At 55.4% G+C, this 12,369-nt stretch carries 8 protein-coding genes and 6 pseudogenes; 7 read left to right on the top strand and 7 right to left on the bottom strand.

Features of this window, described 5'->3' with window-relative positions; all coding sequences use genetic code 11:
* The first annotated feature begins 46 nt into the window (after positions 1-46).
* From AB3X98_RS39880 to AB3X98_RS39855, 6 genes and pseudogenes are all read left to right on the top strand, one after another.
* Positions 47-423 (top strand): annotated as a pseudogene (locus AB3X98_RS39880) (transposase).
* A 231-nt stretch (positions 424-654) separates the two neighbouring features.
* A pseudogene (locus tag AB3X98_RS39875) lies at positions 655-943 on the top strand (helix-turn-helix domain-containing protein); the annotation flags it as partial.
* 34 nt (positions 944-977) lie between these two features.
* On the top strand, positions 978-1,238 hold the full coding sequence (locus AB3X98_RS39870; protein ID WP_368610426.1) for a hypothetical protein: 261 nt from the start codon (positions 978-980) through the stop codon (positions 1,236-1,238).
* A gap of 13 nt (positions 1,239-1,251) precedes the next feature.
* A pseudogene (locus AB3X98_RS39865) lies at positions 1,252-1,366 on the top strand (transposase); the annotation flags it as partial.
* A 52-nt stretch (positions 1,367-1,418) separates the two neighbouring features.
* Positions 1,419-2,141 (top strand): annotated as a pseudogene (locus tag AB3X98_RS39860) (IS6 family transposase).
* Positions 2,142-2,288: 147 nt separating this feature from the next.
* Complete coding sequence (locus AB3X98_RS39855; protein ID WP_368606436.1) at positions 2,289-2,624, top strand: H-NS family nucleoid-associated regulatory protein; 336 nt, start codon at positions 2,289-2,291, stop codon at positions 2,622-2,624.
* A 653-nt stretch (positions 2,625-3,277) separates the two neighbouring features.
* On the opposite strand, the pseudogene AB3X98_RS39850 reads toward AB3X98_RS39855, so the two are convergent.
* Both AB3X98_RS39850 and AB3X98_RS39845 read right to left on the bottom strand, forming a co-directional pair.
* Positions 3,278-3,373: pseudogene (locus AB3X98_RS39850) on the bottom strand (transposase); the annotation flags it as partial.
* Positions 3,374-4,071: 698 nt separating this feature from the next.
* Complete coding sequence (locus AB3X98_RS39845; RefSeq protein ID WP_176732985.1) at positions 4,072-4,305, bottom strand: hypothetical protein; 234 nt, start codon at positions 4,303-4,305, stop codon at positions 4,072-4,074.
* Between the two features lie 116 nt (positions 4,306-4,421).
* On the opposite strand from AB3X98_RS39845, the pseudogene AB3X98_RS39840 reads away from it, so the two are divergent.
* Positions 4,422-4,625, top strand: a pseudogene (locus AB3X98_RS39840) (transposase domain-containing protein); the annotation flags it as partial.
* A 73-nt stretch (positions 4,626-4,698) separates the two neighbouring features.
* Here the strand turns inward: AB3X98_RS39840 and AB3X98_RS39835 are convergent.
* From AB3X98_RS39835 to AB3X98_RS39815, 5 genes are all read right to left on the bottom strand, one after another.
* Positions 4,699-5,475, bottom strand: coding sequence for a glycosyl hydrolase (locus AB3X98_RS39835; protein ID WP_368606435.1), 777 nt, complete (start codon positions 5,473-5,475; stop codon positions 4,699-4,701).
* A 95-nt stretch (positions 5,476-5,570) separates the two neighbouring features.
* Positions 5,571-6,425, bottom strand: coding sequence for a sterol desaturase family protein (locus tag AB3X98_RS39830; protein WP_368606434.1), 855 nt, complete (start codon positions 6,423-6,425; stop codon positions 5,571-5,573).
* 934 nt (positions 6,426-7,359) lie between these two features.
* The gene (locus AB3X98_RS39825; RefSeq protein ID WP_368606433.1) at positions 7,360-8,715 is read right to left on the bottom strand and encodes a carboxyl transferase domain-containing protein; all 1,356 of its coding nucleotides are present in this window, start codon (positions 8,713-8,715) and stop codon (positions 7,360-7,362) included.
* 71 nt (positions 8,716-8,786) lie between these two features.
* Positions 8,787-10,127, bottom strand: a complete 1,341-nt coding sequence (locus AB3X98_RS39820) for an amidase family protein (protein ID WP_069268319.1) — start codon at positions 10,125-10,127, stop codon at positions 8,787-8,789.
* Positions 10,128-10,162: 35 nt separating this feature from the next.
* Complete coding sequence (locus AB3X98_RS39815) at positions 10,163-11,851, bottom strand: NAD(P)/FAD-dependent oxidoreductase (protein ID WP_368606432.1); 1,689 nt, start codon at positions 11,849-11,851, stop codon at positions 10,163-10,165.
* Positions 11,852-12,369 lie beyond the last annotated feature (518 nt).

Genomic DNA, 12,369 nt, shown 5'->3' with positions numbered 1-12,369 from the left:
TCCGACTATCAGGACTAGCGAGGGCACTGTGACTTAAGATGTCTCGATGAAGAAAAGAAAATCGCTTTATCACGGCCACCGCTTCCCAGCGGCAATCATTAGTCTCGCGGTTCGGTGGTGTTTCTGGTTCCAATTTAGCCTGTGTGATATTGAAGAACTGCTGTTCGAGCGCGCTGTCGTTGTCAGTTACGAGACGGTGCCGAAAACAGCCATCAACCTACGCGTGAGCGCGAACGCCGGATGCGTGGTTTCCGCGATCCTGGTCGCACACAAGCGTTCTTATCGAGCTTCGGACCGATTCGCCAGCACTTCGCGCTCAAGCGACATTTACTGCGTGCAGCACTCTATCGCAAACAGCTCGACGCACGCTCTGCCGGGTGGCATCGCTTCACTAGGCTCTCCCAAGATCCGTCCAATTTCTGAGCGAATGTACGTCCTGTGCGCTCTTGCATCTCGTACCTTAACGTGACAACGCCAATTCTACGGGTGAGCCCGTCTCCCAAGAACCATATGATGCATATCAACGTCGATGTCGAGTCGCATGAGTATCTTTGCGAATGCAGGTGCGCAAGCGTGCGGCAAGCCGTTAGCGCGTGGCGCACCGCGTTTACTAACATTTTCAAAGTATTGTCACAATGACGAGACAGTACGAGCATGAAATCCAAACGTCATCCCTATGGCCGGAAACTGGATCACGTGAGGTTGCAGGCAATGCGCCAGCAAGCAGTGAAGCCGTTGGCGAACGACAGGACGTGGCGAGTGTAGTGGCGGCCTGCGGGGTGAACGAACGCAGCGTCTATCGTTGGCTGGCCGACTTCGCCAACGGCGGACAAAGCGCCTTGCTCGTCGAGCCGGTCCTCGGCCGGGCGCCAAGGTCACTGCCGAGGAGATGCGCTGGCTGGCGCAAGCCGTACGGGGCCTCACGCCGTTGCAGTTCAAGTTTTAATTCGCACTGAAGCTGGACGACTATGAAGAACATGATCGACACCGACACGATGGAGCGGCGCGAGCGAATCCGAAAAAAGGCCTTCGAATTCGCCGAAAGCGGTGCCTTTACCAATTGGCAAGCAATTGGGGTGGCGCTCCGCTCACAATTTCCAACTAGTCACGTGGAGGATATCCTCGCGAGCCCATTCTGTCGTCTGGATCTGAATAATCGATGCGACAAAGCCCGCCGTCACGATCTGTCCGATAAAGATATTCACGAGCGAGACGGCAAGCAAGGAGGCATTGAATAGCGATCAACCGATCTTGCGCGAGATGCTCAATGCGTTGCGCTGGATGGCTCGCGCTTGGGCGGCGTGGCGAGTGCTGCCGACCAATTTATACGCCGTGGCAACTCGTGTACCAGCAGACACAACGATGGCTGGCGGCCGTCTGTTTGGCTTTTTCAAGTCGAAGGCGGTTAGAATGAGAGGGTGAAGAGGAACAAAACGCCGTACTATGGTTTGCGTTTTCCGGCCGCGATCATCAGCTGCGCGGTACGCTGGTACTACCGCTTTAACCTGAGCCTGAGCGACGTGGAGGAGTTATTGCTCGAGCGCGGCGTGATGGTCAGCTACGAGTCGGTGCGAAACTGGTGCGACCGGTTCGGGGCCCACGCGGCGCGGGAAAGCCGCGCGCGCAAAGCCTGGCTCCACCTGGCATCTCGATGAAATGTTCGTGAAGCTGCGCGGCGAGTCGTACGTGCTGTGACGCGCGGTGGACGAACATGGAGCAGAGCTTAGATGTGCTGCTGCAAGAGCGCCGCGACAAGGCTGCGGCCAAACGCTTCTTCAGGGGGGCTCTGCTCGCACCCCCGGTGCCCACGAAGATCGTTACCGACCAGTTGCGGAGCTACCCGGCAGCCAAAGCGGAAGTGACCGAGCTGGTCGGTGTGAAGCACCTCTTCGTGAAGGCCTCTGCCGGGGTCAACAACCGCGCCGAGAATAGCCACCAGCCCACGCGCGGGCGTTAGTGTCAAACGCAGGGGTTTCGCGATCCACACCGAACGCAGGCGTTTCTTACGCGCTTCGGACCGATCCGTCAGCATTTCGGCGTTGCCCCGGCATCAAATGAGCGCAGCCTGCCATAAAGCTGAACTTCAGGCGCACCTGCGCTGCTGGTTTGAGTGGACTGGTACGAACTGCATGGTTATCTGATAAGGATGCCTATTGTTAATGGGGTTTGGCAAACTTCATCGCTTAACTTGACAAAGCCAGACAAGGCATTCCAGACGTGGAAGCCGACCGCACCGAAGGCGGCCGGTTCGAACTGATCGCATCGACTAGCACGGAGGACAGAATCAGGTGAAAGGCGATACGTACAAGCACCTCATCGCCGAGTTGCAAAAGTTGAACCGGCGCATTGAGAGTGCGAGGCAGGACGAACGGCAAAACGTTTTGCGGGAGATTCGTGAGAAGATGACCGAGTGGGATATTACTTCGAACGAGCTCCGGCGATATCGACGTGGCACGTACCACATGAAGCCGGTTCTCGCGAAGTACCGAGACCCGGCCACTGGCCGCGAGTGGAGCGGCCGGGGCCGTGAACCGGCCTGGATCGCTGGCAGGGATCGCAGTCTGTTCCTCATCGAGAGCGACGATGCACCAGCCGGCACGCTGCGGGCCGTTCGCGCTGGTTAACTCTCTCGGCCTGCGCTACGTCGAGCCTCGTTGCGAGTCTCTGGCCAGGTGCGGCCGCACGTAGGCGCCCGCCGCGCGGAGTTCATCTCGGTTTTGGTTTGTGCCTGTGGCCGTTTCCCTGATTCGCCGTCCTGTCACGCACAATAGCTAACCCGCTACGGCCATCAAGGGCCGCGCGGAGCTGCGACGCGTCGAGCAGGGACTGTGCGAGACGCTCGGAATTCCGAGCGCGGTAGGATGATATCCTGAGCAGGGATGATCGCGTCCTTTTTGACTGAAGCGTAAGTGGCGGATGAAGCAGCTGCTAGTTCGAGGCAGAGCCGGCCATCGACGGTGAGATTTTTTGACAGTCGTAGGGTGAACCTTTGCAAGATAATCTGCAACGCCAATTTATGGTAAGACGAAACGCTTCAACAGCGTGTTAGACGCTCAATGGCCCCGGCTACTGGGCGAGGGATAACCGACAGGGCGGCGCAGACAATCAAGCGACGCCCGAAGGGATCTGTCAGATTTTTAGTTGCGGAGGTCATAAGACTACTAAGATTTCGGAAAGTGCTCTGCATGACTACATGAAAAGTCTTGTTTTGGTGCCGTTTGGCACGCGAACCCGCAGCGTGCTCATGCAACATGCATTACTCTCCGCGGTATGTAGCCACCTGCTCCATCAGTTGGCGCTCCGAGCGAACGCTGTAAAGCATCCAGACTAGCATGGCTCGCAGCAACTTCCCTGGCGCGACGCTCGACCGTCCAAGCGTGGTCAAGTTCATCTTTTCCATGTGTTCCATTGGATACCAAATAAGGTGCTTTTTCAACGATACAATGGACTAAAAGAGGCATCAATATGATTGAAGTATCCAGAAGAAATAACCATTTATATAAAGCGAATTGGTGCTGCTAGGATTTGTGCCTCATCGTCACTGAGCCGTGTATGAGCGAAGAATCGGATTCCGTCCGCGTAAATCGTAGTGCAAGTGGGCCCGCGCCTATCATGGCCATCGCGTCGATGTGCAGCGTACAGCTTGGTGCCGCGTTGCCGCGGCCCGTGATGGCACAATATGGTACGTTCAGCCCGACTTGGGTGCGCCTTTGTTTCGCGGGCGTGGTACCGTCAATCGTGGTGCGACCGCCGCTTCAACCTTCTCCGGCGGCGCTGGATCGCCGCCATCGTCCTCGGTAGTGCGATGGCGGGCATGACGCTGTGCTACTTCGAAGCCGTCCGGCGCGTGCGTGTCACTCGGTCTTGCAGTCGCCATCAGCTTTCTCGGGCCGCTCTCCTTCGGTCGGTAGCCGCAAGTTCCGCATGCAGTGTGGCCCGTGCTTGCGCTGGCCGGCGTCCTGCCGCTTGCGCAGCAGGACGGCATGTAGGTCCCCTGGTTCGTGGCGCTCGTGTTTCCGATCGGGTCTGCGAGAAATCGTCAAGAATGGTGTATGCGGGTCGGTGGCATGATCAGGCGGCCAGCGCTTGATGGCCAGCATCGGATGTGGCCGTCAGACATAGGCCCACGCCAGCCGACTGTATCTTGGCATCGAACGCGACGGCCCGCTGCCGACGACGGTGTGGAACCGCTTCGTCGAATGGTAATCGGACCGCTATAACAAGACGGTCACTGAGGCCGCGGGCCGCGCCTTTTGTCTCGACACCGTCAAGGGTTCGCTGGAAAGAAACCTCGATCTTCTGCATGACTTGATCCAGCGCACGAGCGATTCTGGCATCTCCCGCTAAGGGGGCGATTAGCATGGTTTGATCAAAACGTGCAAATCGCATGAGGGCAAAGACGCAAAACGGTAGCGCTGGAACGGAACTTCCTGCACTTCGGCTCGGGCAGTGGCGGCGAAAGGGTTGCCGCAATCTACGCGCTGGTCACCACGGCCAAGCTGAACGGCCTCGACCCCGAAGCTCTGCGCTACGTCATTGCATGTATCGCCGATCATCCAGTCAGTCGCGTCGGCGAACTGCTTCCGTGGGTAATTGCCGATCATCTCAAGAACGACCACGCCTGAGAATCCTCAAGCACTCACCGGTGTCAAGAACGGCCTGCACCGTACGCTTACGCGAGGACGGGAGGCGGCCACATCACTCGGTGGTGACGGCGAAGTTTTTGGACGCGAAAGACAGACCACTAGGCGACGACGTGATCTCGAAGCCGTACTGAACCTCACCAAGCACGACGTCATCGAAATAATTCCGCGACTTGAGGTAATTCATGAACGCCAGCACGTCGAGCGTGGTGTGGTCGGTCTTTGTTGTGCGAAGAAACGAATAGACCGTGTTACGGCCGTTGCTGCCCACGTAGACATTCCAGGTACCACCCGACAGCGGGACATCTTTCTGAATTGGGATCGCACAGCCGGAGAACGTCCAGTTCGCGGAAATCGGTTTGACGTTGCCGCAGCCATCAGGCAATCCGGTATAGTTGAGCCAGACCATGATTTCGTGCGCATTGTTTCCGGCCCAGATATCGAAGGTCGATTCCCAAGCGCCGCCGTAAGGCGTGGTCGCTGAGACGACAGCGGTCAGCGAGTTAAGCGAACTGAGTGGCTTGTTGACCGCGTATCCGATGTGCGGATAAGACTTGATGTGGCCGGTGTCGGGTTGTTTTGAAGAGACGCCCCAGTCAACGTTGCTCTTGGCCCAGATCGTCTGCTTGCCTGCGGCGACACCTTGGCAGGGCGCCCAAACGTCATTGTTGAACGTATAGCTACCGTAGGAGCTAGAAGCAAAAAGGAAATCGGCCGGATAGCAGGACGAGGCTTCGGGCGAAGTTGCAGACCAGCCCTCGGCCTGTGCTTCTGCACTGCAAACCATCAAAGCTGTGGCGGCACAGCCGGCGAGGAATGGCGTTCGCGGCATAAGGTTGCTGTCTCCTATACAGTGGATGATGTCAGTCGAGATTGGTCTCTCTTGGCTTTTAGGGGATATGAGCGGTAACTTTGCGGAACTATCATTCACTCATCCTGTTTGCCACTTTTGACCGCCGGTCGGAACCAGCGGCGTTGGTCAAACGGGAACAGAACGTAGTCGCGAACCGTATGCGGTTCCGGTTGGTTGCGAAGACCCACTTCCGGCCATTCCTCTTTATCCGGCCAGTATGCCGTGCGAAAAACCGTGTCCCAGATGGTGGTGAAGAACCCATAGTTTCGGTGCCGGTGATGCGACTCCATTGAGTGGTGAATGCGGTGAAACTGGTTATCGCCGATGATGTATCGGAGCGGCCCGAGATTCACGCGCGTGCTAGAGTGAGAAAGATGTGCCTGAAAACTAATTAGCGTCATGGCAATCGCGGGCACGACACCGGAATTGAAGTGGATTAGCGCGAGTGGCAGTGCTACAAACACCGCGTAAACAAGCGGTTCGGAAATGTGATGATTACAGTTCCACGCGGTCAGCTCGCGGATCGAGTGATGAGTGGCATGCAAGCGCCACAGGAGCGGAATTGCGTGCTGTGCGCGGTGCATCCAGTAGTAAAAGAAGTCGCCGGCAATTGCAACCAGGACGCCAGAAAGAACCGCCATAAACACGCCGACAATCGTGTTGCCGGAATGGAACAACGCCCCAAAATCGACTGTCAGGAGCGGTTTCACCCCTAGCCACTGCAGCCCCATAGCGTAAAGGTGCCAGATTAATGCACCACAACCAATGCGGATTATCCAGTTCCGCACGCCTCGAATGTATGACGCAAAACTGTAGCGGTAGGCCGGATAGATCAGCTCGAGTACGACGCAGACGTTAGCGAACACCATCACGAGCTCTAATGAGCTCACGAAGAACCGGGCCATCTGATCAATATCGACAACGTGCATTCATTTGCTCCGGCGAATCGGCGCTCTATGCGCGAGCCTAGATTAAAGCGGTAATCGTCAGGCAGCCGCCTTACAGCTGTCGCTTCACCGGTCCGAAGCTATTTGGTCCGGCGCGTCCTATAAATACCGATTCGGCATGCCATTCGATGTGAGGGTGGTAGTGCGCGGGTTGCACCTAGCAGATCAAGCAACATCAGTACCGTAGTACTTCAAACCATATCAAACTATAACCGTGACGACTGCACGGTAAGTTTTAGTATGCATCGCTTCGCGCCATTGCGAAAATCAATTGTTTGGATAGGAAACATTCGTATTCTAAATGCCGTTTTCGCTTCCGTCGTAAGTACTGGCGGCATTCAGCCACAGCTGACTTGCCGCAGGAGTTGATTGCCACACTGTTCACCGATCCTGCTCTTCTGCGGATAGGACGGCAATCTCATCGCGGCCGACCGTCCTTCCTATGCCGTCACAGTTGGGTTGGCGCGGCACGAAACCCACAGCAGCGAGTCCGTCTCTCAAGGACATCTGGGCACTAGGAGACGCGAGAAACCACAGCTGGCATTCAACGATTTGACTTCCCTGCCTGATGCACCGATATCGCCCTACATCATAGTTGAGCGGATGGGCAAGTGCGGAAGAGCCAACGGCCGTTCGGTGAAGGGGCCTGTATGGTCCAGCGACGTGGTGTCCTCGGGGCGGAAATGTCCAAAGTCCCGGTGCCGGACTGACAACGTGACAACGCCGACGATTAGCGGCTGATAGTGCAGTCTGGTTCTATGTGCGCGTAAGCGATCAGGTCTGGCTAATTGCGCATCGTCAGATGCCCCGATTTTACTAAAACTTTCTGAGGGATTTTGATGGCGCAGAACGGTCCTCTTCGAGGCGCCATTGCGCGCGACCGTCCGCTCAAATCTTCCGTGAGGAACGGACCGTGTCACGTCGGAAACAGATATCTGACAACCTCTTGTCTAGTCTCTTCCACTCCTATTACGTCAGTAATCAGTCCATCAGCCTTTAAAAGATTAGGATTCTGGATCTCGTCAGATAGCTTCCGCATCGTGTCTTTAATAGCGCCTTCAGCACCAGACATCAGTTTGCCCATCGTGTCCGGGCTAAAAACGCCGATGTGTGCGTGCGGATACGCCAGCACGGCTATTGGATCGAATCCGGGGCCGCTCATCGCATACACACCGCCGGTGTAGGCTTTTCGGACGACAAGGAGTAGCTTAGGTACGTGGCATCTGACATGTGCTCTGAACAACTCCGCTGCTGCCAAAAATATGCCGCTACTTTCAGCTTCCCTGCCTATCATGAACCCGGGAACGTCGGCAAGGAAGATGATTGGCATGCTGGTCTTTGCAGCTATGTTTATCATTTTTACCATCTTGGCCGCGGATTTCCGGTGGATGGCGCCGCTGTTGAATCGCGGGTTGTTTGCCACGATTGCCGCGAAATGTCCCTTAATGCGCGCATAGCCCGTCAATGCTTCTCGTGCGTATTCGGCGTTTGTTTCAGTGAAGCTGCCTTTGTCCACAAAAGAAAGCAGCAAATGATGCATGTCATAGGGGGTGCGATGATTGGACGGAATCAAATTTTCAAAATCGACTGCGTCGGGTTCCTCATATTCAAGCGTGGTCGACGGTGTGCCTTTGACGAGGCAGCGTAGAAAATCTCTTACGCATTCAAACAAATGGCGTTCATCTTTGAACGCGAGCTGAACTGACCCCGAGCCCCGGCAGTGAACGTCTGTTCCGCCAAGCGAATGAAGATCCGACTGCTCAGCCAGCATCGCCTTCACCATATCCGGACGGCCCATACATAGAGCCCCTTTCTCAGTCATCAAAACCAGATCGGCGAGCATGATCGGAAGAGCCAACGGGCCTGACGTCGGTCCTAGTATTGCTGAGATGAGCAGATTGGCTTCTGCTAACTCTGCGAGCGACGCGCTGACCCTGCCCATCCCTGCTGGAGACAAAAGCAATCTCGACATATCTGATGAAATTACTTTCGTTGTATCGAAACTGCCCACCTCTCCCGGATGATCCTGAATGTATATCAACGGAGCCCGCTGGTCCCGGGCCTGATTCACAGTGCTTATGATTTGCTCGGCAGTACGCCATTGTCCGGTTCCATTGAACATACAGTCTTGTCCACGATTCATGACCAGAAATGACTTGACCGAATTGATTAGTCCCTCGCCGCAGAGGAAGTGGGCGTCCGCTCTTGGATCATGTTCGACAAAGCTACCCGCATCAAAAAGCATGCCAACTCTTTGCAACGAAATCTGCATGAACTGTTTACCTCCTGGCAGTGCGTGAGCGTTTGGAAGTCCAGCGCCAGCGCGGTTGAGAGTCGCGTACGCTACGAAGCAAGAATCTCCTCCACAGCGGCCGCCATCAGAAGGAGCCGGCGGTCTTGGCCACGTGCGGCATCAAGGCTCAATCCCACGGGTAATGCATCGTTCGGCGCCACAGGCAAGGTAATGGAGGGCATTGCGACATTGCTTGCGAGGTCGGTGTTGCGTATTACGTCTGCGAACAGTCCCGGACGCTGTGCATCGCTAACGTGAGGAGTGCTGCGCGGGACAGTGGGATAAGCTAGAAAATCGATCCATCGAGCGTTGAGCAGCGCATTCATTTGTAGCCGCAAGTCGTTAATGTTCTGCACTGCGGCGGAATAGTCTTTCGCGGAAATCAGACTTCCGTCAAGGTGTTGATGAATGATGCTCCTCACGCACTTGTCATGGATGTTGTCGAACACAGCATTAACCCTGCTTCCCCATCCAAACGAGAGCAGTGCGCGCGGAAAGTCCGTAAAAAATTCGTAAACTGGAATAGTAAAAGTGCCGAACTTATTTAATTCTGAAACAACAGCGTCATCGAGGTCGACGCACTGAAAGCCTGCACGAGTGAGGCGCCTGATCGCCTGCCAGGAATGCTTCCGAACATCATCATCCAAGTCGTTCCACATGGAGCTTGGAAGACCGATTCGACAGCGAGTATTTGTTTGTTTTGACGGGCTTTGGCTATCGGAGCTCAGCAAGTCGTATAGAAACAATGCGTCTTTTGCCGAACGCGTCAGGAGGCCCGGTGAATCCTTCGTGCGTGAAACCGGAATGATCCCGGATGAAGACCACCGGCCACTTGTTGGTCTGAAACCGACTATGCCGCAAAAGGCTGCGGGTATCCTCACCGAGCCGCCAGTGTCGGTTCCGATCGCCATCGGGACAATACCGGCTGCCACAGCTGCGGCGGAGCCGCCGCTGCTTCCGCCGGCCAAATGGCCCGGAGCCGCCGGATTGCCCACGGTTCCCCAATGGGGATTGACGGACGTGATTCCAAAGCTCAGTTCATGCATGTTGTTCTTGCCGGCGACGACGGCACCGAGGGATTTGAGCTTTCTGACCACAAGTGCGTCGCGTGTGGCTATACAATCTACCATGCCCGGTGTCCCGGCGGTTACAGGGAGTCCCTTGACGCAAATATTGTCTTTTGTAGAAAAAGGAATGCCGTAGAGTGGCGCGCCTCGCAGATTGTCCCTCGCCCTCGCGAAGTGAGCCTCCGGACTGCGAGCACGTATGAAGCAGTTTAGATGTGTCTGGTTAGCGTCTGCGTTCAGTGCGCGATCCCGGATCTCTTCCGCTGTAACTGCTCCAGACCTTATGACGTCGCGAAGTGATTCAAGAGTGTTGTGAAAATGCATGAAATTTTGCAAGTGGGAGGTCGGGGAGTGCGATATTAGTAGCTGTAGGCACTGCGTATATCGTCAAGAGGGTTGCCAGGCAAAAGATCACCCCCGACGCTACGTATAACGGCGCATGCGCTGTTGATCGCTGTCTGCACGGCTCCCTCAACCCACCCACCGGTGAAAGAACAGCCGCATCCTGCCAAGTAGAGTCCTGTATCGCTTGCTGGATCGTTTGCCGTCTGAAATTGAAAAAAGAGACGCTGCGAATAGACGTCCTCGCCGGGGTAGTTGAGCTTGAAGGCGCCGGACGAATGCGGGTCGGTCAGCCAGTCATGATGGAGGACGCAGCGTTCATAGTCCTTATCTGCAGGGACGAGGTGACGCGCAAGTTCTGGATGGAAGGTTGACAGGTCGTCGACGAAGCACTCGCATCGCTCTTTTTTGTCCGAAACGCTCAGCAACTTATGAGCGTCGTCCTCCCAAGTGTAGCTGAGCAAAACCACACCCCGACCATCTGGGTTGTGAGGTTCGTAGTCAAGGCAGTATACGCCTCGTGCGAAGCTGTCAGACTGGATGGTTATGGGCAGTTTCTTGTTTATCCAGAACTTGTCTCGGGTGAGCATGAAGAGTTTTGACGATCCGGTCAGATGAGTTTCTCTGACTGCTCTGGATACGTCGCGGCTGAGAAACGTTTCATCATCTGTCAAGCAATGAACCATCTGCATCGCCCTGTTGTTGCTGGTGACGATCACCCGGTCAAAGGTCGAAATTTCGTTATCGTCGGTCACGATCTTGATCTCTGAACCTTCTTTGTAGATGCGACCGACGCCGCTGAAGCGAACTCGTTCGGAAACGGTGTTGCCATAAATATTCTCGCCTGCAATGCGTTCAGCCAGTGTTGAAATTCCGCACGAGATGAGGCGTTGATCGTCCATGTAACCGTTAATGACGAGACGCAAAATTTCAGTGAATCCGGCCTGATAGACAGGGAGAAAACCACCTGAGCCAATCCCAAGTGACCCAAACAGTTCGAAGTCGTACGGCCTTTCCCAAGCGGTACCTCCAGGCGGGCAAGGACCCGTGAAAATGGTGACGATGGCGGCATAGAACGAGCTGTCGCGAAATAAATCCAGCCATGTTTGCCACGCGGTGCGTGCTTCGTTCAAGCGCTGCGATTTTAACATGGCAGTAATTTCGGCTGGCGCGACGAGAGATGTGCCATTGATCACGCATCCATCCTGCAAAAGAGCTCTCCACCCTTCGTGTACACGCCTGAATAGAGGCGGTGGTGGATTTCCGGCCGGCCAGATATGGCGGACGCCGCGATAATGCAGTTCCGTATCAACGACTCCAGGATCGGGGAACGATGCTGTGGTGGGAATATCATACCGGTCGAGGTAATGAAAAAGACCGGTCGAACTTGGGGGAAACCGCATTGCGCCCATTTCGGCGATGAGATGTGGGTGCTCTGAATCAAACGCCTGTGACCACAACCTGCCGCCAATACGATCGCGAGCTTCAAACACAGTGACGTCGCATACACCTGCTCGCATCAGTTCGTTCGCGGCCAGAAGGCCGCTGATGCCAGCTCCCACAATAGCAACGCGTGGACTTGCGATATTCGAGGAGAGAGTTCCGATGGCCCCTACAGATTCGCCCCGGTCCAAAAACGGAGCATAGTCATACAGTAGATCGACGGTCGTCGATGGTACTTTTGAAGAAGCGACGCAGTTTTTCATGAATTCCTCTCCTGTAATGGCAATGCATCGACGCGAAAGACGATGATGGCGGGAAGTGACGCACGCATCTCGATAGAACGGGGCGAGATCCTATATTTCGTTGCCGATAACGTGTTGCTCGTCAGTAGAAAATGCCGCGCCGGAATGTCTATGCAATCGACGATAGCAATCTGCTGTAGCGAAATCAAGCAAGTAAAATTGATGTCTGTAGCAATCTGGAAGCGGGCTATGGATAGTTGTGCCGATAGTGTGAAAATGGAGATGCTATACCTGAGGTCCGACAATGTGCTCTGGGTCAACCTTAAGGGCGCTGACAACGATGGTCTTTTCATCGGGTCAGAAACCTCGTCGCGCCCACGCGTTTGCGAGGGTCACGGCGCCAGCACCTTGATCTAGCAGGCTGTTGAAATACCTCCCGCATACGTCATCCGGGCGGGAGGGGTAAACGTTGAAACAAAGATTCGGACAACACTGAGACTGAAGCGATGCGCGGAGCGGACGGCTATACCGAGTCGATG

Origin of the sequence: Paraburkholderia sp. BR14312, from assembly GCF_040948675.1 — a bacterium.
Lineage (GTDB): Bacteria > Pseudomonadota > Gammaproteobacteria > Burkholderiales > Burkholderiaceae > Paraburkholderia > Paraburkholderia nodosa_A.
This window is presented reverse-complemented; position numbering and strand designations above follow the sequence as displayed.